This window comes from Heyndrickxia sp. FSL K6-6286 (assembly GCF_038630395.1).
GTDB lineage: Bacteria > Bacillota > Bacilli > Bacillales > Bacillaceae_C > Heyndrickxia > Heyndrickxia oleronia.
This window is the reverse complement of record NZ_CP152029.1, coordinates 2,400,913-2,420,873: the sequence shown is the minus strand read 5'-3', so window position 1 is coordinate 2,420,873 and position 19,961 is coordinate 2,400,913. Positions and strand designations below refer to the sequence as shown.

Sequence of the window (19,961 nt, the reverse complement as noted above, 5' to 3'; positions counted from 1 at the left end):
ATCCTTTTTATATAATAAAAACCTTCTTTTTTTATTCCGACAATGTACTTGTAACTGACGCTTGGAGAGCCTACAAAACCTATGTCAAAGAAAAAGGATTAGATCATTACCGAAATCAAGTCAGAAGATGGGAAGTACGTTTTAAAGGCTTTTATTATATTTAAAATGGGAACAACTTTCATTCTCGAATGACAAAATGGCTTGACCGTTTTAAAGGTGCCGCTACTAAATATCTAGACAATTACCTTGCTTGGTTCTTGTTTATAGAAAGTCGTAGTAATGATAGGACAAAACAACACATTAAAGAATTTTTGCTAACATCATTTGTATTAGAAAGGACAGTGATTTATGATAGTTTACGGGAGTCCAAATTTTGGGTCAGTTGAACCAATAAATAGTGACTATGAGGTGTTAAAATGCAGTTAAATGAGTTTATGCACAAAAATTACCCCAATTTAGAGCTTAGACCACCTTTATTTTATAGTTGGGATATTGGGATTCGTTTTGAACTTGGTGTAGAGTGGAAAAGGGATTATGATTATCCAAACAACCCCTATATATTGAGGTGTTATAAAAGGGCGATTACTTTATTTGAATCCGTACATTCTCCAACAGAAGATATTTTTGTAGTGATAGATGTCAATGATTTTGTTAAAGGGAAAAACCTAAAGCATCAGTTAAAGAATTTTCGCCTCTATGTTAAGAAACCATTATTGTTTAGTTTAAAATATCAAGAACTGCCTTATATTTTTCCAGAAGATGATGAAGAAGGCACGTATAAAACTCACAGATTTACTCTAAAATGCAAAACATCCGATTTTAAATATGTTTCATTGCTAAAAGCAATTTGCAATCAAGACATGGGTTTGGAACCGAGAATTTTCCACAGGGTTTACTTCATTAATATCAATAGAAAAACCATCTTTCACGTTTACGATGATAGAGGTTGTGATTTGTTGGCCACTTCATCCGCCACAATAAGAGATGTTTATAGCAGGTACAATGACTGGATTTTAGACTATGACAGACCTGAGATTGAAAAGGTATTTAATTGAATTTTATATAGGGAAACGCCATAAATAAGCGGCTCCCATTTTTATAATTTAACAGAACTATTCGAATAACAAAAAAGCATCCCTGATTATATTTATCATGTTAAAAAGTTTAATAATCCATCTAAAGAATGGACGGATGATCTGCTTATAGAATACTTGGCAAAATCTAGTTAACAATTGAAAAAACTATGAATCACCCAACTGATATGTAATCCATAGTTCATTCATTAAAGCAGTTTGGCTTCGTCATTTACTCTTATACTGTCAATTATTTGGGCTATATTTTCCTTCCGCGAAAGAGAGCACCCCACTGTCTTCTACAGCATGACTGGCAAACCACACGTCGGGATAATGATTCAGCAGTTGATTATTGATCTAGCTTAACAGCATAGTTCAGTTTACCCTAACTGACGTTTAAATTGCTTGCTCGCGAAGAAGTAGGCGATAACCATGATGCCAACGCACCAAGTAAGCGCGATCCAGATATCATTGCCAACATCCCCTTTATATAAGAGAGCTCGAATCGCATTCACGATTGAAGTCACTGGCTGATTCTCAGCGAATGCACGGACAATTTTAGGCATAGTTTCGGTGGGGACAAAGGCAGAACTGATAAACGGTAGAAAAATTAGCGGGTACGAATAGGCTGTCGCTCCTTCCATAGACTTCGCTTTCAATCCGGGAATGACAGCCAGCCACGTTAGAGCTAGTGTAAATAGCCCAAGTATTCCAGCTACTGCGAGCCAATGGAGAATATCAGCGTTGGAACGGAAGCCCATCAAGAGTGCGACGAGGATAACCACCACGACTGTAAGTGCATTGGAAACAAGCGAAGTTAACACGTGAGCCCATAATACCGACGAGCGCTTAATTGGCATAGTAATGAAACGTGCCATCAGCCCACTCTTTACATCCGTAAACAGCCGTAGGGACGTATATGCGACGCCGGAAGCGATAGCCATCAACAATATTCCTGGCAATAGATAATTGACGTAGTTGTCCGCGCCTGACTTTATGGCGCCACCAAATACGTAGACAAACAGCAGCATCATCATAATCGGTGTAATCGCCACCGTGATAATTGTATCCGGGCTGCGCATGATATTGCGCATTAAACGTCCTAGTAATACCCCTGTTTTGCTTTTCATTTACATTTCCTCCTTTTTGCCGATTATTGCAAGGAAAATTTCCTCCAATGTCGGCTGCTTTTCAATGAACTCTACTTTCGCTGGTGGGAACATTTCTTTGAGTTCGGTAAGGGTACCGGTCGTGATAATTTTTCCATCATGCAGAATTGCGATACGATCCGCCAATTGTTCCGCTTCCTCCAGATACTGGGTCGTCAGCAAGATGGTTGTGCCTCCGTTGGCAAGTTCCTTGACGGTATCCCATACTTCAATCCGTGCTTCGGGATCAAGACCTGTCGTCGGTTCGTCGAGAAAAATGACTGCTGGCTTTCCGATCAGGCTCATGGCAATATCAATACGACGCTTCATCCCACCGGAATATTGCTCCACCCGGCGATTGGCCGCATCCGTCATGCTGAATCTTTCAAGAAGACTGTCTGCAACTTGTGCAGCGTTGGCAACTCCTCGCAATTTGGCGATCATCATCAGGTTTTCCCGACCAGTAAGCATGCCATCTAAAGCTGCGAACTGCCCTGTTAAGCTAATGCTCTGGCGAACCTGATCCGGTTGACGCTGAACGTTATATCCGCAAATACTTACTTCACCACAATCAGGCTTCAACAGTGTCGAGAGGATGTTGACCGTCGTCGTCTTACCCGCTCCATTTGAGCCAAGCAGAGCGAAAATTTCGCCAGGCCGCACCTCAAAATCTACCCCCTTTAAAACTTCTTTATCTTTAAAGGATTTTTTTAACGCTTTTACAGAAATCGCTACATTGCCCATACTTATCTCCTCCTCTTAAAAAGTACCTTTTGAGCGTAGATTACTTTACTATCTACTTAGTCTCACTAATATTCTGTATTACTTAGTACTGAATGAAAAATATAACTGAATAACGAAGGTGGCAATTCACATTTATAACCAGCTATTCAGTCGGTATTATTTATGAGTTTATTTTTTTCCCAAGCGCTTCAAGATACTCTCATTCAAATCTTCACGATACTTGGCAAAGTAGGTTTTTGCGTTTGCCACTAGTTCATCAGCAAAGGACGCCACATCATCTCCCGTAATTTCCAGCACTTGTCTGCCTTCGGCTGCACCTGCTTCGAACAAATCAATTAATTCATACTGTATGTGTAACATATCCATCCCGTTGCCAGCTGTGAATTTCCACATATAGTTTTGAATTTTCTTAAATACATACTGATAGTCCTCTGGCATGGCTTCAACACGTGCCATCATCATCTTGTATTCCTTTTTATCACCAATCATTTTTTTGAACATTTCCATCATGTTATTTTCCTCCTTTTTTATAAAGCTAAACAAGACACACCAAAAATATCGGATGGAATATCTTATGAAGCTAGGTAGACTTCAAGACATTAATTTTTGATGATACAAAATCCCATTTTTCCCAAAACAATTCAAGTTCCTTGCGTCCAGCCTCATTAAGCGTGTAAAACTTGCGGGGCGGCCCCATATCTGACGGCTTCTTTTCAATGTTCACAAGTTTTTTCTTTTCTAATCGTACGAGGATAGTGTAGACCGTCCCTTCCACGACTTCGGTAAACCCAAGATCGTTCAGGCGGCGGGTAATCTCGTAGCCATAGGTTTCATGGCGGCTTATGATTTCCAAGACGCAGCCTTCCAGCGAACCCTTCAGCATTTCAGTTAAATTTTCCATGCTCAATGCCACCTCTATTTAGTCTGACTTATATTCAGTACCACATAGTACTGAAGCAAATTTTTTTACTGAATAGCTTTGTAAAATTTCACTGTTCAATATTACTAATTACAAGTACATCGTATCACCGAGTAGCAAGGATGTCAACAATATTTCTTAAAAATAGTTTGATACCTATATGGATGGCTATGCAACATCATCACAAATCAATACTGTATCTATGCAAATAAGTCGTACAAATGTGTTGAAAAACATTTACATAGCTTAAAATCAAGCTTTAACCTGCCCAGTTTGATCGATAAAAAAAGGAGGTGTTGCAACTACGTCTGTTGTTACATACATGTCCCCCCTCTAGTTGAACAAGATATATGATTTATTTTTTAGATATGTGCAATCGAATTTAAGATTATTGCTGAATTTCTCGCATTGAACCTAATACGATATTGTATCCATCGGGGTCTTTTATACAGGCATTTTTAAACTCCCAATTGCCGTGTGCACCTATAAATGGCTCGATTGCAATCTCTCCCCCTTTTCCTCGAACTTCTTCAACTAGAGTGTCCTGGTCATCCCAACTAACATGAATATACGTGTCCCATCCAAAATCAGGCCCTTCCCAATCTGTAGGATAATCTAAACGCTTTTTGGATACAGCGTTTGGTCGTACATCTTCTGGGGAGTTTGACTGTTGAAGAATGATAATCATTCCGTCTCGTTCTGCGTGCCCCCAACCATCGCTTTAACATAGGATATATCCCGTACGTTTTTATTAAATGGCTACAAATGAAGGGTAGAATAAAAATTCAAAACATAGAAAATATATATAGAAAATGACAATACCATGGTTATAACGTTCAGATGGGAGGGATATTAAAAAATCAATAATAATAAAATTCTGTTTAATTTCATTTTTTCACAACACCAGCAGTCTAAAAAATTCAGCTTAAAAAGCGTTAATCTTTCTGAACTCCATCCTAAATAGTAGAACGAATCTAACATTTTTGGGGGAGTTCATCTCGATTAACGCAACCGTTTTTTTAAGTACAAAATTCACAAACTTATTTCTAAATAAGATATCGAAACAGTTTAATCTATTTGATTTAAACAAGCGTTGTTATAGAACTCATCCTGTCTAACAATACCAACAACTCATTATAAGCAGATAAAGTTTCTTTATCCTCAACTTCATATCCAGATTTAAAAAACTTAATATCTCCTGTACCATCATTCATTTGATTGTTTGCCTCAAGAACTCGTTTTAAGTTCTTTGCAGTTCCAATACTTCCAGAAATAATATCCACATCTTTAGGAAATATTTTCTTTATACTATTTTCAAAATATGGGAAATGGGTACAACCAAGAACAACCGTTCCAAATTGCTTTAAATCAAACGAGGATAGTTTTTCTTTTAAATATGGTACAACTTTTTCTTCCTTAAATTCAAAATTCTCAGCGAATTCTACAAGACCAGGAAGAGGTAGACTTTCAACAATATCATGACGGTCAATCCTTTTCACAAGGTTATGAAACTTTTCCTCTTTGAGAGTCAAACTAGTTGCCAATACTAATACCTTTTTTCGTTTTCCCTCACAGTTTTCAACAGCTGGTTTTACAGCTGGTTCTATGCCCAAAATTGGAAAATCATACTTTTTACGAAGATCATCCACTGCAATACTAGTTGCAGTATTACATGCAATGACTAATGCTTTGATACCTTGATTAGCCATAAAGTCAACGGCATTAAAAATATATTCTCTTACCTCTTCTTTTGGTTTTTCACCATATGGAACGTGTAAGGTATCTGCATAAAATATATAATCTTCATTCGGTAAAAACCTCAATGCTTGATGAAGGACAGTAATTCCACCTATTCCAGAATCAAAAAAACCTATTCTCACTATTTTCACTCTTCTCCTAATTAATGCTATGAATCACTTATTAATCATACCATTTTATTGTTAGACATACCTTAATTCTTATGAACTAAATTTCACTCTGCCACTTTGGTTCCATAGGAAAAGACATTACTACTGAACAAGTATTACCTCTTGAAGAAAAATCGGAATTATATCCGTTTTATTCATCATCTTGTCGTTTTGTTCGTAGATTATAGATATAAACTATTGGAATAAGACCACAAATAAATAGTATTACACCCATAATTACCCCATTGATTTTAGTAAAGCCATCAGTGAGTGAAACGAAGAGTCCAATAGCAATTGAAATTAAATAAAGTGGACCCCTTCGTCAAGACACTAATTTAAATTTTTTAAGGTGGGTCAGAATCCATTATGGATATCTGCTTTATAGGAGCTAGAGGTGCTCACTGGGGCTAGGGGGGTGGTAGGTGCACATTTTTTTGCGAGTGATTCATCCTACTCTATTTTTCCTTCTCAGGGGAGGTTCTGTCAAGGGCGAGCGGAGCGAGGGCTAGCCATACCCTTGACAGGTTCTTCCCTGAGAAGTATCATCCCTTATGGATGAATCACTCCGAGGCCATAAACGGAGGCGGGGGGTTTATAGCCAATCGATTGGTGAGGGCGTTCATAGTTATAGAAGTGGATAAAATTGTTAATCTCTTTCCTTGCTTCTCTTGGACTCTCGTAATCTTTTAAGTAAACCTCCTCATATTTAATCGTTCTCCATAACCTCTCTGTAACAATATTATCAAGGGCTCTTCCTTTGCCGTCCATGCTAATTCGGATGTCCTTATCCAGCAGTAATCCGGTATATTGGGGACTGGTAAAATGGCTACCCTGATCACTATTTAAGATCTCTGGCTGTCCTACCGACAGAGCCCGTTTCACTGCCTCCAAGACAAAGTCAATCTCTAGTGTTTGGTCTAGCTCCCAGCTAACGACAAAGCGAGAATACCAGTCTATCAGAGCTACAAGATACATCCAGCCTCGTTGGAGGCGAATGTAGGTAATATCGATTCCCCAGACGTGGTTAGGGTGGCTAATGGCCAAATTTCTAAGAAGATACGGATAGATCCGGTGCTCAAGATTGCGTTTACTAAGGTTAGGGCCGGGAGAAATCCCTGCAATGCCCATTTCCCGCATATGACGTTGTACAGCCTTGCGATTAATATTTATTCCATTGTTGTTTAGAACAACAGTAATTCGCCTAGACCCAAAATAGGGATGCTTGGTATAAATTTCATCAATCTTGTGCTTGATAAATATTTCCTCAGGAGAAGGCTCGACTGGCTTATAATACAAGCTAGTACGATTGAGCCCAAGCAGCTGAGCCTGGGTAGTGATTGGCAGCTCTTTATCATCCCAATCAATCATTTGAATACGCTCGGCCCTACTCCTTGATTCCAGATTTTTTTTTAAGCCACGACAATTGCGTGGTTAAACGGCCAACCTCAGCGTAGAGGTTTTCAATTTGATTTTCATATTCCGCCTTCATTTGATCCGCTTTTTTATTTTCTTTAGCGAAGATCGAAGGCATTTGATCAAGAAATGCATTCCTCCATTGTCTAATTTGATTGACGTGAATTCCATGAGATGAAGCGATTTCATTCATGGTCTTTTCTTCCTTTAGGACCTCTAGCACGATTTGAGCTTTAAACTCTGGTGTGTATCGATTTCTTTTCATAAACCTACTTTAACATCTCCTCATTTCGTGTCTAGTTTCTTGGGTCCATTATAAAATTTCTATGTAGTACATATTTTACAAATAGGTGTTCTGTACATGAGATCGTGTTTGTGAATAAAAGATAGATAAAAGGAGTAAAGTACATGATTAGTGTTTTATTTGTATGCTTGGGGAATATTTGCCGTTCACCAATGGCGGAAGCTTTGTTTCGTGACATGGTCAATAAAGAAAATTTAAATGAGAAATTTTTAGTTGATTCGGCTGCTACTAGTTCATGGCAAATCGGATTACCTCCTCATAAGGGAACTCTTGATATTCTAAAGAAATATAATATTTCTTCTAAAGGGCTAATTGGACGCTCATTAATAAAAGAAGACTTTTGGAAGTTCGACTATATTATAGGTATGGACATGAGTAACATAAAAAATATTTATAGTATTACCGGCAAACCTAACCATCCAAAGATAATAAGGTTGTTAGACCTCACAAAAGACAGAAAAGATATACCTGATCCATTTTTCACAGGCAACTTTGAAGAAACCTATAGTCTTGTTTCAACTGGCTGTCGGGCATTACTCAAGAAAATATGTAGGAAAGAAAACATATAGCATTGAATTAATCTACCTTTCCAACATAAAAAGCTGATTAACTCGAGTTAGTCAGCTCTAGCCTGTATAAGAAAATATTTATTTTACTACTTTCCAATCTTGGTATATCTCAGCATCTATCCCTAAATCCTTTGTTCTTAACCACTCAAATGCTTTTAAAACTAATGGTGAAGCATTATCCAAAGAAACATCTTTTTCGGTTACCCAAACGGCTCCCAATGAGTCTTGTCCTTCAAATTGTTCAGGTGTTTGTATGTTCCCACCAATAGTACGAACAGAATAATAGACCGCAATATGATGAACATCCGTAAACTCTTTCCATAACCAAGGCAGTTTAAAATCCACAACCCCAATGTTTTCCTGGATTTCTATTTCAAGTCCCGTTTCTTCAAGGAACTCTCTTTTCATTGCTTCCGATAAAGTTTCACCTTCTTTTAAACTTCCTCCAGGTAAGTCAAAACGATTAGTATATGGACCCCCATTTTTATTTATAACTAAGAGTTCTCCTTCTTCTACATAAATGCCGTAAACTCCAAATGCTCGGTGATATTTATTCTTAGACATATTGAGTTTTCCCCCTCATGATGTTTCCTTGTTTCATTGAACTCCCCATAAAAAAAGCTTTAATCCTTTTTGAACTATATCCCGTTAATAGCATATGAAAAAGCCTTCTAAATAACAGCTCTGTTCTTCTGTTCATGCACTTTTTAGCTCAATTAATAATCAATGGTTTTATCTTTTAGTTTGGTAATCATTAAGGATGACTTTTATTCTTTCAAATGATTCATCTAAAATGATGGAACAAGCAATTTATCTATAATCTTGAATTCCACTCTCAAAAGCTTCTCTATCACCATTTTCAATTCCGTGTAGTGCTTCTTGTAAAGCAAATGTACTTTTATAAAATTTCACTCGTTCCGATATTTCATCACCGTTAGGGTACAGATTCATACACATATCAAAAAATTCTCTTCCGTAGCTGGAGAGTATTCCAGCAAAATCATATGCTGGGTCTCCTAAACCTGAACCACCAAAATCTATAATCCCAGAAATCCTACTTGTTTCAGGATTCCACAAGATGTTAGATGCACCGAAATCTCCATGTATAAGTGTTATATCTAAATTTGAGAACGATTTCCCTTCTAGGAAAGTTTCAAAGGATTGTGATACTTCTTTTTGAGCATCTTCTCTAATATAAGGAAATAATTTAGTTTGAATCTTGTCATACAGTTTATACATTTCTTCACGAGGATTACGAACTTTTAGGTTCAAATCTCTACGTACTTTTTCTCCTGAAATAGAGTGGAGTTCTACAAGAAAAGAAACAAGTTGTACTGCCAATCCTTTCATCATTTCAACACTCTTAATACCTATTAAACTTTCCTTCCATAATGGAACACCATCTATTAAAATATAGCCAGTGAAAGCCTTACCTGGTTCAAACTCTCCAAAGGACTCATAAATTGGATTTGGAATAGGGGTTGAGACGATATCTTTAATATATTTCAAAATTTCCGTTTCTCTTCTTAATTGAATGATTCCATTTTTATATTTCGGAAATCTAAAAACCAGTGAATGGTTTACAATTAGCACGTTATTATTCTGTCCAATCTCATTCGTATAAAAGTCTTCAATGGATAGGTCAGAATAAACCAATTGAATATTTCTAATTAAGTTATTATTCATATAGTAATACTCCCCCTTTTTTTGTCTTTTTCAATTGTTTTTATTTTAATGATCTCACCTGTTAGTAGTAGAATGAATACTAAAATATAGTGCGAATATCTTTCCAACCATACACAAGTTCGGATAGTATTTTTCCTCCAATTTCAACTTCAACACGATCTATATTTTGACCACCTAATGCTTCGTAGAAGTGACGTGAAGTATTATCTTTCAATACAAGAACAAGCATAGTGTTCAATCCCATGCCTTTAATTTCATCTATAACTGGTTTAATAAGTGCTGTTCCAATTCCTTGACCTTGATATTCTTTTAAAATATAAATGGCATATAGCTCTCCTTCGTACCCTTTATATTTACCGCTTCTTTCTTTTCCGCCCTTGGAAAAACCAACTATTTTTCCTTCATTGTTTTCTGCTACAAAAACACCTCCATAAGGAATGGCATCAGTCCACATTTGTTCACGACTTTCATATGAAAGATTATCTAAATATTCATCTGAAACAATATTGGCATAAGTTGTTTTCCAACTGTCAACGTGTACTTTAGCTATTCCTTCTGCATCAGTTAAAACAGCTTTTCTAATCGTTATAATTTCATTTATCATTCCATTGCCACCTCTACTTTTTATAACCATACTATTTACTTCATCATTCTTCATGAAATAACCTGCCTTTTATTCGAATAAAAAAGCTGCTGAACTCTTAGATCTTCAACTCCTTCCCTCTTAATTCACAATCCTCTTTTTCTATTTCCAATATTATCAACTTTGAGGTATCAATAGATCATATAACAATTCACAGCTTTCAATATATTTACTTTTCCATTATCAATAGGATCCTTTTTCATTATTTTTTTGCATATGCAAGAGCATGGTAATACACCCTTGATCCCTCTGTTATCATCACTCTTCATTACGCCTTTGATAGTGACCGACTTCATATTTGAGTCATTTGCAACTTTTTTATTCTCTCAACCATCTGTTGTATAGATTCTTCTATTATTAGGAAAAAACTAACCTTGAAATATTCAAAAACATAAGAAGATGATTCTTCTAAGAGTAATTAGGGTAAATTATCAAATAATAATAATTATCTATTCCACAGAAAAAATGGAGCTGGATCAAATGGAAAAAATTAAAAAGATACCCAAAGAAGATGGATTAGACCATAGCTTAAGTATGCTTAGAGAAGGTTATATGTTTATACCAAATAGATGTCAAAGCTTTCAGTCCAATATTTTCGAGACACGATTGCTTGGTAAAAAAGCAATCTGTATGACGGGGAATGAAGCGGCAGAAGTTTTTTATGATACGGATAAGTTTGCAAGGAAAGACGCAGCGCCTAACCGTTTAATTCAAACCTTATTTGGAAAAAATGGGGTTCAAGGAATAGATGGTGAAAAACATAAACATCGTAAGGAAATGTTTATGTCCCAAATGTCTCCCTATGAACTAAATAAACTTAAAGTTATAGCTGAAAAACAGTGGCAAAATGCGTTAGATAAATGGGGAAATATGAAAAAAGTGATATTATTTGATGAGGTGAAAGAAATTTTATGTAAATCCGCCTGCCAATGGGTAGGTATTTCTGTTCAAGATGAGGAAATGACAAATCTAACAAAAGATCTAGCTGCAATGTTTGAATCACCTGCTAAAATCGGTCCAACTCATTGGCGTGGGAGGAAAGCAAGAAATCAAGTAGAAACCAACATGAGTGAGCTGATTAGCAACATTCGGGATGGAAAGCTGAAAATCTCAGAAAATACACTATTGCATCAATTTACCTGGCATAAGGATCTTAACGGGGAGCTTCTTAATACTGAAACTGTTGCTGTAGAAGTCATTAATATATTGCGTCCTATTGTGGCAATTTCAATTTATATTAATTTTCTTGCGGTTGCACTACATCATTATCCTCATGAAAGGGATAAACTAGTGAAAAATGATGAAGATTATTATTGGATGTTTGTACAAGAGGTACGGCGGTTTTATCCATTTTTCCCAATGGTAGCAGCATTAGTTAAAAAGGATTTTATCTGGAACGGCTATTTATTCAAAAAAGGAACATTAACCCTATTAGATCTTTACGGAACGAATCATGACCCAAAAATATGGGATCAACCTGATGAGTTTAATCCAAATCGATTTGCTCAATGGGAGGAAAATCGATTCAATTTTATACCCCAAGGTGGTGGTGATTATCTTCTTGGACACCGTTGTGCAGGAGAATGGGTCACTATAGAAATCATGAAGATAAGTCTAAATTTCCTTGTGAATCATATGGAATACGATATACAAGACCAAGATCTTAGCTATAGCATGGTGAATATTCCAAGCATTCCTCACAGTAAAATTATTCTAAGTAATGTTCAATCAAAATAGGCTAATTAACTTTCAAAGACTCTGTTGTGTGAAATAGAGAATTTGAGGACAGTCTTTCCCTTTTAAAATCATCTTTATGTCATTTTTTAGAGAAACACAAAAAAATAGTTTCGAAATGAAAAAATCACCAAGGGAATTCCTTATCATTCAGAAGTGAACATCAACAGTAACTAATATTCAATTCATAGAAAGGCAGATTGTCTTGCCTTTCTTTTTTATTGTATATAGCCCTCATATGTAAAAATAAAGAAGTATTATGTATTGTTTACTAACTGATCCCATTATCCCTACCCTAATAATAATCGGGATTTTTCCCTTTCCTTCGAATCACATACAGATTATCTATGATTTTATAAAAAAGAAGATATGAGCAAAAAAATTTCATTTTAAAATTATTTACTCACTAAATAACAAGAAAGATTAAATGAAGTTTGAAGGTTTGAAGGAATTTGACGATGACTATCGAAGTAAAGAAGGAGAGTTCATTTTAATACTCTTAATAACTCTAATTTACACTTATTAAAAGCTGTTTTCGTATAGTTTGTGAGTAATAAAAATTAGAAGGGTATATCAAGTAATACGCTGTATTCTTGCAATCTATATAATGCAAAGGAGTGATTTTTATATGCAATATGGACCCGATCCTAATGCCATCTACCCAAATAAAGCAATTAAAAGTATATGCTTTATTAAAAACGTTATAACACGTCCAAATATTATTGTCGGTGACTACACATATTATGATGATATGAATGGTGCTGAAAAGTTTGAAGAGCATGTCACACATCACTATGAATTTATTGGTGATAAACTGTTTATCGGAAAATTTTGCGCTATCGCAAAGGGTATTGAATTTGTAATGAATGGTGCAAATCATCGAATGTGCAGTGTCACTACCTATCCATTTAACATTATGGGCAATGGCTGGGAGAAATCAACTCCTTCACTATCAGACTTACCACTAAAAGGTGACACTGTAATCGGAAATGATGTGTGGATTGGTCAAAATGTCACCGTAATGCCCGGTGTTCATATTGGTGATGGAGCAATTATTGCTGCCAATTCTGTCGTTTCAAAAGATATTCCCCCTTACCATATTGCAGGCGGGAATCCCTGCAAAATTATAAAAAAAAGATTTGATGATGAGCTCATCGATTATCTTCTTACTATTAAATGGTGGGATTGGCCTGCCTGTAAAATTTTTGATAATCTTGATACACTATGCAGTGGGGATTTGTCTAAAATTAAGAAAATTTAAAGCTCACTTGGAGCAATAAGGGGGAAGTCGAGAATACAGGTTCTTTGCTTCCCGCTTTGCTAGTTTAATTACTGTTCCAGCCACTACTCATTCCATGATCCAATTCACTGCATCTCGCAAATCTTCTGCTATATAATTAGGTGAAACTTCTGCCCATCTTCCAAAAAACTCAGCATTTTTATATTTTTGATATTCGTTCATTCCTGCACCAGTTTTTACGAGGATTTTCATACATCCAGCCAAATGTGCAGCAAGCATATCTGTCCATCGATCTCCTATAACCATACATTTTCTTAAATCCAAGTCATTTTCTTTGGCAGCAGCCATTAACATACCTGGTGATGGCTTTCTACATCTACACCCTTCAAGATGTTCATGAGGACAAAGATAGATTTTATCAAAACCGAACTTTTTTAATTCTATTTCGAAATCCTCTTTATTAACTTCTCCCCTACTAACCCCTGGCTGATTAGTTAATGCATAAATCTTTAAACCACTGCTTCGTAATTGTTCAAGTGCTTTTTCTACATATGGATACATTTCGAATTCTCCAGGAAAAATCGCTTGATCGTTCCCTCCAATAGTTCCATCACGATCAATAAATACAGCTTGAATTGAGTTCATCAATTATTTACTCCCTCCGCTCTATTAACCATCTATTTACCTAAACCATCTGAATGTATCACTTGATTACTAGTTAATTTTTTATACAAAAATATGCTACACCATGCGAGCATTAATAAGAGTAAAACAATGGAGCTTCCCCAATATAAATAATAATATCCGTTTACTTTTTCGATAAAATAATAACCAGTGAATGGACCGATTGCGGCTCCTAAATCTTGGACAATCGAGTAAATCGTCAAAAAAGAAATAGCATTTGTTTCCCTCGCTACATCACTCGCAATAGCGTCTGTTAAAGTAGTTATAGCTGTAGAAGCAGCCATTACGAGCAGGATGATGAATAACCATACGAAAATGGCTAGGTGTAAGGAAAGCATGCCGAATAATATCGACGAAAGAGCTAAGAAACCGATATAAAGTGGAATCCTTCCTCTTTTTCCATCAGACCATATGCCAACCTTCGTACCTAGAAATGGTTCCCATACCCACCGTGCTGATTGAATACTACCAGATAAAGCCGTTACACTAATCACAATTCCTAATAAAGAAGGTTTTTCTCCGAAATGGTACTCGATTAAGCTACTTAATGTAGCTGTTAAAATCCCCTGTATAAGCATGGCAATAAAAAAACCGCTAAACATAATGGTTATAGTGGATCCGATGTCATTTTTAAAGAAACCTTTATTTGTAGATTTTTTAGGCACAGTTTCAGATGAAATTGGTTGTTCTTTTAATCTAAAAAGTATGATAGGTAAACCTGCAACTGATACGATGCCAAATAAAATGGAAATAATATTAAAGCCAAATAATGGCACAAGAATTCCGCCTAATAACATGCCAAATAAACTACCTAAGCGATGAAGCCCATTATATAATCCCATCGCCTTGCCCCTACTATTATCTTCAGCAAACAAAACAACTGCTGATAACCCACCAATCCGAAAGAATGACCATGCAATCCCCCATAACCCTCGTAAAATAACCCATCCGAAAAAGCCTTCTACTACTCCATATCCAACGGTTGTTAATGATCCGATAATAACAGCAATTAAAAGACCGGTTCTTAAGGTAATTTTTTTATAAATCCATCCTATGATGGGATTTGCAGGTAATCGTACAAAGCGATTAATTGATAATAAAAAACCTACCTGCCATATAGATGTTAATCCTGCGTCTTTCCAATAAATTGGCAACGTGATATACAGCATTGAATCGCCGATTAAGCAAAGCGCTGTAGCAATAGAAACAATAATTATATGATTATTTTCTAACTTTTTCATTTTCCTATTACTAACCACTTCACTCCACCCCTGTATCCTATTACTATACAAAGAATACTTAAATTTATCAAACATTAAAATTATTCAAATACTTATTAAATCCGTCTTTAACTCTCTCGCATAATTTGAATAGATAGATGGTAACACTATTGCAAAAAGGAGATATTTTCATAAATGAAAAACGTAAAATTTTCCCACTTCTTTTTATTTATTATTATTATCATATTCCTTCTATGGTCTGTCATTCAGGCTAATGATTATTTTACATGGATGCTTGAAGTTTCACCTGCGGTCATCGGTCTATTGGTTCTCCTTTTTACCTATACCCGATTCCGATTGACAACCCTTTCCTATTTAATTATCACTATTTTAGTCGTTCTTATGTTTATTGGTGGGCATTACACATATGCCGATGTACCACTATTCAGTTGGTTAAAGGGTGAATTTCATTTACAGCGAAATAATTATGATCGTTTTGGCCACTTTGCAAAAGGAAGTTTTATTATTGTAATCCGCGAGCTTCTTCTTAGGAATACATGTATAAAGCCTTCAAAATGGATGATTTGTATTACTTTATCCATCATTCTTGCTATTTCAGCGATATATGAAATAATAGAATGGCTTGTTGCTAAGATAGTTGGAAGATCGGCAAAAAGTTTCCTTGCAACTCAAGGGGATGTTTGGGATTCACAGTGGGATATGTCATTAACTTTTATTGGTGCGATCCTTTCTCTATTATTACTCTCAAAATTACATAACCGTATTATGAACAAGGAGCTTAAATAGATCTTTGTATGCCTTTATTAGCTGATTTTTTTAAGGATGATATTCAACAACCGGGAACATATATCTTAACCATTCTTTAATGACGAAAGGTTGGAGTACGTTTAAAATGTCATTTCAGTTTTACATACTTTAAATAATGAAGAAAAAAGCTGATTTGAGTTAACATAATATGTTTATTTTTATACATCATTCTTCCATTTATCAGCAATAAGCATTAAAATGTTTTTATTAATAGCTCTTAATTACATATTGTAAATAAGTATTAGGCAGTAAAAGGATGATTGATTATGGTGAAAAATTCTAAGTATTTAGCGAGAACATCGCTTGCAGTTATGGGAATTGGTTTTATAGCCACCCTCCCCTTCGAGCATTCCAACCCATTTTTAGGATTACTACAAGGTGGTTTTGAAGCAGGAATCGTCGGTGGTTTAGCAGACTGGTTTGCAGTCACAGCTCTTTTTAGGCATCCATTAGGAATACCTATACCACATACCTCTTTATTATCAAAAAACCGAAAACGTATAACGAAAGCTCTCGTTTCTACAATTGAAAATGACTGGCTTTCGAAAGAAAGTATAGTAAATAAACTTAAGAACATACAGTTGACAGTAAAGCTATTAGCGGTAGCAAAAAAAGAGATGTATTCTGAAAGATTTAAAAAAGGAATCCTCTCTTTAATTGAAAAAATAATTAAACATATAGATCTATCAAAATTTATTCCAGTCATTATTGAACAGATAAAAAATTATATTCATTCCTATAAGGTAAAAACCTTGCTTCCAAACATAGTTAAACTAATTGAAGATCGACAATATGATCATAAGGCATTGGACTACCTATTGGAGCAAGCAGAAAGCTGGGTAGCAAAAGAAGAGAGTAAAATCCAACTTGGAAGTGCAGCAATCAAAGCTCTGAATAAAATTGAGTTGGATGGATTTTTACAATTTGCTTTAAAGTCTTTCCAAAGCTTAGTAAATGAAGAAAAACTCGGAAAAATTATTCAAACCCTGCTGAAGAATATTATGAATGACCTAAAACATCAGGATAGTGAAAACCGTGAAAAACTTCTACACTCCATTCACACCGGGTTAGATAATCTAAAAAATAACGAGCAATTGATTAATGAAATCGAGGGATTAAAGGATGCTTTTCTTTCTAAATGGAACCCACATGACCAATTAGAAGGAATGATCGAAAGTTTTAGACATAGAGCAATTGCTTATATTCATGAAGATAGGTTTTGGGATGAATCCCTCTTTCCCTTGTTAAATGGAATATTGGATAATTATAGTAATGATGAACAAAAAATTGCATCTATCGAAACCTGGTTACATACACAAATTACAAACTTAATCGAAGTCAACCATTCAAAAATAGGGAAGCTTGTCCAGGAAAACCTGGATAAACTGGATGATGAAATGTTGATTAACATGATTGAGAATAATGTGGGCAAAGATCTACAATGGATTCGGGTGAATGGGGCTATTTGTGGTTTTATTATTGGTCTCTGTATTACTGCAATCAAGCTTATCCTCTAATTTAAGAAAGGATGATTATTTTTGTGGCTAGTCACTCAATAATCATCCTTTTTTAACAAGACTCTTTTCCAAAATCATGTTGCTATTTAAGTAGAGATTAAAAGAATTGAAAAAAGCTGCAAACTTCATAAGAATACAGAACCTGTTTATAAGTGTAAAAGTCCGAAGTTAGGCTTTTACAAATGCTACAAACTATACGAAAACAGCCTGTAAATAAAAATTACTGCAAACACTTAAAATTATTTATATAAATCGTGATTGATACAATATTCATAACATTTTCCTGGTAATAAATATCTTGGTTCTCCACCTAATTTAAATTCCTCTCTAATATAAGTTGAACTAATTTCCATAGACAATCCCTTATCAATTAAATGAAATGTATTTCCATCATCATTATTTCGTAGAATGGGAGATTTGCTAATCGCTTTAACCATATCAATGCCATCACGTGCCATTACAATAAATTTATTTTCTTTCACCAGTAATTCAGAATTTCCCCAACGTCCCTCTCCTATATCAATAAGAAGATCGGCCCCCATTATAAAATATAATTCATCATTTTTATATTTTTGTTTAAAGTACTTTAATGTTTCATACGTTGAGATTTTCCATGCATCTTGTAGCATTTCATAATTATCTGCAATAAAGCGTTCATTATCTTTAATAGCTAATTGAACCATGTTCCAGCGGTGTTCATCCTTTGTATTCATTTGTTTGTCCTTCCGCTTATTTGAGCATGGCAGAAAAATTACCTTATCTAATTTACATCGGTGCGCAACTGTACTTGCTGTCCATAAATGAACATTTGTAATTGGATCAAATGAAGATCCATATATTCCAATTTTCCCCACAATTATTCCCCCTGAATATTTAAACGTTTATTCATTTCTTCTTTCACTTCATGAATTTTATTCATTTTATGATTCCAGCATTCTTGACTTAAGTCCACTGGGTATTCCTCTGGATTTAATGGACGCTTATATTCATCCCATAATAGTTTTAAATTTTCTTTAACCATTTTCTGAATTTGTTGAAGTGAAGGTGCTTCATAAACCAATTGTCCATCTTGAATAATCAAATGATGAAGCTCTCTTGCCTCGAAATTTGTTACGAACTTACTAATAAATGTGTGAACAGGATGAAACATTTTAAGTCTCTTTTCTTCCTGTGGATTCTCATGATCTAATGCAATATAGTCACCTTCGGATTTACGATTTGTTTTATTGATAATTCTATATACCCTCTTAAGCCCAGGTGTAGAGACTTTCTCTGGATTTCCACTAATTTTAATCGTATCAACCATATTTTTATGCTCATCTTCAATGGAGACTAGTTTATATACAGCGCCTAATGCAGGCTGATCATAGGCGGTAATAAGCTTCGTTCCAATTCCCCAAATATCAATTTTTGCTCCTTGTGCCTTTAGATTCATAATGGTATTCTCATCAAGATCATTGGAGGCAATAATTTTTGCTTGCTTAAAGCCAGCTTTATCTAACATTTCCCTCGCTTTTTTAGATAGAAATGCTAAATCTCCACTGTCTAAGCGAATCCCTTTAAAATTGATTTTATCACCTAGTTCTTTAGCTACTTTAATTGCATTTGGAACTCCCGATTTTAAGGTATCGTATGTGTCTACTAAAAATACACAATCTTTATGCGTCATCGCGTATTTATGAAACGCTACATATTCATCTTGGTATGCTTGAATCATAGAATGGGCATGGGTTCCTGAAATAGGAATATCAAATAATTTACCTGCTCGTACATTTGAGGTTGCCTCAAATCCTCCTATATAAGCTGCTCGTGTTCCCCAAATAGCAGCATCCATTTCCTGTGCCCTTCTTGTACCAAATTCCATTGCTACTTGTTCACCAATTACTTGTTTGATTCTTGAGGCTTTAGTTGCTATAAGCGTTTGATAGTTCACAATATTCAATATAGCCGTTTCTATTAATTGAGCTTCGATAAGCGGTGCCTCGATACGAATTAATGGTTCATTTGCAAATATAATCTCTCCTTCAGTCATTGCTCGCATCGTTCCAGTGAATCGCAATGTTTTTAAATAACTGAGAAAGTCTTCCTGATAACCTTCTTCTCTTAAATATTGAATATCTGTTTCTGAAAAATGGAAGTGATTTAAATAATCAATGACCTTCTCCAAGCCTGCAAATACAGCATAGCCATTTCCAAAAGGCATTTTACGAAAATATGCCTCAAAGACAGATTTTTTCAAATGGATTCCATCTCTCCAATATGTTTCTGCCATATTAATTTGATACAAATCAGTGTGTAATGCATAGCTATCATCCTTATATTTATACATATT

General features: G+C 35.3%; 20 protein-coding genes and 1 pseudogene. 7 read left to right on the top strand and 14 right to left on the bottom strand.

The features are described from left to right. Nucleotides 1–35: 35 nt before the first annotated feature. Together MHI39_RS12245 and MHI39_RS12240 are read left to right on the top strand one after the other, a co-directional pair. Nucleotides 36–386 (top strand): annotated as a pseudogene (locus MHI39_RS12245) (IS1595 family transposase); the annotation flags it as partial. Between the two features lie 30 nt (nt 387–416). Further along, nucleotides 417–1,055 carry a DUF3885 domain-containing protein gene (locus tag MHI39_RS12240; RefSeq protein WP_058005442.1) on the top strand — a complete coding sequence of 213 codons (639 nt, stop codon included), beginning with the start codon at nt 417–419 and terminating at the stop codon, nt 1,053–1,055. A gap of 398 nt (nt 1,056–1,453) precedes the next feature. Here MHI39_RS12240 and MHI39_RS12235 read toward each other — a convergent pair whose 3' ends face one another. From MHI39_RS12235 to MHI39_RS12205, 7 genes are all read right to left on the bottom strand, one after another. Then, the gene (locus MHI39_RS12235; protein ID WP_078111194.1) at nt 1,454–2,203 is read right to left on the bottom strand and encodes an ABC transporter permease; all 750 of its coding nucleotides are present in this window, start codon (nt 2,201–2,203) and stop codon (nt 1,454–1,456) included. After that, nucleotides 2,204–2,965, bottom strand: a complete 762-nt coding sequence (locus MHI39_RS12230; RefSeq protein ID WP_216383289.1) for an ABC transporter ATP-binding protein — start codon at nt 2,963–2,965, stop codon at nt 2,204–2,206. Nucleotides 2,966–3,133: 168 nt separating this feature from the next. Beyond that, nucleotides 3,134–3,475, bottom strand: a complete 342-nt coding sequence (locus MHI39_RS12225; protein ID WP_180211940.1) for a DUF1048 domain-containing protein — start codon at nt 3,473–3,475, stop codon at nt 3,134–3,136. A gap of 70 nt (nt 3,476–3,545) precedes the next feature. Then, nucleotides 3,546–3,866 (bottom strand): PadR family transcriptional regulator, encoded by a 321-nt coding sequence (locus MHI39_RS12220; protein ID WP_058005438.1) that lies wholly within the window; start codon nt 3,864–3,866, stop codon nt 3,546–3,548. A gap of 406 nt (nt 3,867–4,272) precedes the next feature. Further along, entirely contained in the window at nt 4,273–4,572 is a 300-nt protein-coding gene (locus MHI39_RS12215; protein ID WP_071976010.1) for a hypothetical protein, read from the bottom strand. Between the two features lie 394 nt (nt 4,573–4,966). Beyond that, nucleotides 4,967–5,764, bottom strand: a complete 798-nt coding sequence (murI, locus tag MHI39_RS12210) for a glutamate racemase (protein WP_058005436.1) — start codon at nt 5,762–5,764, stop codon at nt 4,967–4,969. 576 nt (nt 5,765–6,340) lie between these two features. After that, a protein-coding gene (locus MHI39_RS12205; RefSeq protein WP_152984831.1) for an IS3 family transposase occupies nt 6,341–7,469 on the bottom strand; the annotation gives its coding sequence in 2 pieces (ribosomal slippage) (nt 6,341–7,204 and nt 7,206–7,469; 1,128 coding nt in all). A gap of 143 nt (nt 7,470–7,612) precedes the next feature. Here MHI39_RS12205 and MHI39_RS12200 point away from each other — a divergent pair. Then, on the top strand, nt 7,613–8,077 hold the full coding sequence (locus MHI39_RS12200; protein ID WP_058006725.1) for a low molecular weight protein-tyrosine-phosphatase: 465 nt from the start codon (nt 7,613–7,615) through the stop codon (nt 8,075–8,077). A gap of 78 nt (nt 8,078–8,155) precedes the next feature. Here the strand turns inward: MHI39_RS12200 and MHI39_RS12195 are convergent, their stop codons facing one another. The 3 genes from MHI39_RS12195 to MHI39_RS12185 form a co-directional block, all read right to left on the bottom strand. Beyond that, nucleotides 8,156–8,641 carry an NUDIX hydrolase gene (locus tag MHI39_RS12195; RefSeq protein ID WP_058006726.1) on the bottom strand — a complete coding sequence of 162 codons (486 nt, stop codon included), beginning with the start codon at nt 8,639–8,641 and terminating at the stop codon, nt 8,156–8,158. A gap of 246 nt (nt 8,642–8,887) precedes the next feature. Next, on the bottom strand, nt 8,888–9,763 hold the full coding sequence (locus MHI39_RS12190) for an aminoglycoside phosphotransferase family protein (RefSeq protein ID WP_342541300.1): 876 nt from the start codon (nt 9,761–9,763) through the stop codon (nt 8,888–8,890). A gap of 79 nt (nt 9,764–9,842) precedes the next feature. Beyond that, entirely contained in the window at nt 9,843–10,367 is a 525-nt protein-coding gene (locus tag MHI39_RS12185; protein ID WP_058006728.1) for a GNAT family N-acetyltransferase, read from the bottom strand. A 519-nt stretch (nt 10,368–10,886) separates the two neighbouring features. Here MHI39_RS12185 and MHI39_RS12180 point away from each other — a divergent pair. Then, the gene (locus tag MHI39_RS12180; RefSeq protein ID WP_058006729.1) at nt 10,887–12,143 is read left to right on the top strand and encodes a cytochrome P450; all 1,257 of its coding nucleotides are present in this window, start codon (nt 10,887–10,889) and stop codon (nt 12,141–12,143) included. 625 nt (nt 12,144–12,768) lie between these two features. Next, nucleotides 12,769–13,401, top strand: coding sequence for a Vat family streptogramin A O-acetyltransferase (locus MHI39_RS12175; protein ID WP_071974859.1), 633 nt, complete (start codon nt 12,769–12,771; stop codon nt 13,399–13,401). 87 nt (nt 13,402–13,488) lie between these two features. Here the strand turns inward: MHI39_RS12175 and MHI39_RS12170 are convergent, their stop codons facing one another. After that, entirely contained in the window at nt 13,489–14,025 is a 537-nt protein-coding gene (locus MHI39_RS12170; protein WP_058006737.1) for an HAD-IIIA family hydrolase, read from the bottom strand. Between the two features lie 32 nt (nt 14,026–14,057). Next, nucleotides 14,058–15,323, bottom strand: a complete 1,266-nt coding sequence (locus MHI39_RS12165) for an MFS transporter (protein ID WP_342541297.1) — start codon at nt 15,321–15,323, stop codon at nt 14,058–14,060. A 156-nt stretch (nt 15,324–15,479) separates the two neighbouring features. On the opposite strand from MHI39_RS12165, the gene MHI39_RS12160 reads away from it, so the two are divergent. Both MHI39_RS12160 and MHI39_RS12155 read left to right on the top strand, forming a co-directional pair. After that, complete coding sequence (locus MHI39_RS12160) at nt 15,480–16,091, top strand: DUF2238 domain-containing protein (RefSeq protein WP_058006731.1); 612 nt, start codon at nt 15,480–15,482, stop codon at nt 16,089–16,091. A gap of 287 nt (nt 16,092–16,378) precedes the next feature. Beyond that, a complete protein-coding gene (locus tag MHI39_RS12155; protein ID WP_342541296.1) occupies nt 16,379–17,629 on the top strand; it encodes a DUF445 domain-containing protein in 1,251 nt (416 codons plus the stop codon). A gap of 239 nt (nt 17,630–17,868) precedes the next feature. Here the strand turns inward: MHI39_RS12155 and nadD are convergent, their stop codons facing one another. After that, nucleotides 17,869–18,483 carry a nicotinate (nicotinamide) nucleotide adenylyltransferase gene (gene nadD / locus MHI39_RS12150; RefSeq protein ID WP_342541294.1) on the bottom strand — a complete coding sequence of 205 codons (615 nt, stop codon included), beginning with the start codon at nt 18,481–18,483 and terminating at the stop codon, nt 17,869–17,871. 2 nt (nt 18,484–18,485) lie between these two features. Next, nucleotides 18,486–19,958 carry a nicotinate phosphoribosyltransferase gene (locus MHI39_RS12145; protein ID WP_071974861.1) on the bottom strand — a complete coding sequence of 491 codons (1,473 nt, stop codon included), beginning with the start codon at nt 19,956–19,958 and terminating at the stop codon, nt 18,486–18,488. Nucleotides 19,959–19,961 lie beyond the last annotated feature (3 nt).

Excerpts from the sequence above, each read along its gene's own strand:
- MHI39_RS12240 (WP_058005442.1), top strand. The coding sequence starts at position 417 with ATGCAGTTAAATGAGTTTATGCACAAAAATTACCCCAATTTAGAGCTT.
- MHI39_RS12235 (WP_078111194.1), bottom strand. The coding sequence starts at position 2,203 with ATGAAAAGCAAAACAGGGGTATTACTAGGACGTTTAATGCGCAATATC.
- MHI39_RS12230 (WP_216383289.1), bottom strand. The coding sequence starts at position 2,965 with ATGGGCAATGTAGCGATTTCTGTAAAAGCGTTAAAAAAATCCTTTAAA.
- MHI39_RS12225 (WP_180211940.1), bottom strand. The coding sequence starts at position 3,475 with ATGATGGAAATGTTCAAAAAAATGATTGGTGATAAAAAGGAATACAAG.
- MHI39_RS12220 (WP_058005438.1), bottom strand. The coding sequence starts at position 3,866 with ATGGAAAATTTAACTGAAATGCTGAAGGGTTCGCTGGAAGGCTGCGTC.
- MHI39_RS12215 (WP_071976010.1), bottom strand. The coding sequence starts at position 4,572 with ATGATTATCATTCTTCAACAGTCAAACTCCCCAGAAGATGTACGACCA.
- MHI39_RS12200 (WP_058006725.1), top strand. The coding sequence starts at position 7,613 with ATGATTAGTGTTTTATTTGTATGCTTGGGGAATATTTGCCGTTCACCA.
- MHI39_RS12195 (WP_058006726.1), bottom strand. The coding sequence starts at position 8,641 with ATGTCTAAGAATAAATATCACCGAGCATTTGGAGTTTACGGCATTTAT.
- MHI39_RS12190 (WP_342541300.1), bottom strand. The coding sequence starts at position 9,763 with ATGAATAATAACTTAATTAGAAATATTCAATTGGTTTATTCTGACCTA.
- MHI39_RS12185 (WP_058006728.1), bottom strand. The coding sequence starts at position 10,367 with ATGATAAATGAAATTATAACGATTAGAAAAGCTGTTTTAACTGATGCA.
- MHI39_RS12180 (WP_058006729.1), top strand. The coding sequence starts at position 10,887 with ATGGAAAAAATTAAAAAGATACCCAAAGAAGATGGATTAGACCATAGC.
- MHI39_RS12175 (WP_071974859.1), top strand. The coding sequence starts at position 12,769 with ATGCAATATGGACCCGATCCTAATGCCATCTACCCAAATAAAGCAATT.
- MHI39_RS12170 (WP_058006737.1), bottom strand. The coding sequence starts at position 14,025 with ATGAACTCAATTCAAGCTGTATTTATTGATCGTGATGGAACTATTGGA.
- MHI39_RS12160 (WP_058006731.1), top strand. The coding sequence starts at position 15,480 with ATGAAAAACGTAAAATTTTCCCACTTCTTTTTATTTATTATTATTATC.
- MHI39_RS12155 (WP_342541296.1), top strand. The coding sequence starts at position 16,379 with ATGGTGAAAAATTCTAAGTATTTAGCGAGAACATCGCTTGCAGTTATG.
- MHI39_RS12145 (WP_071974861.1), bottom strand. The coding sequence starts at position 19,958 with ATGTATAAATATAAGGATGATAGCTATGCATTACACACTGATTTGTAT.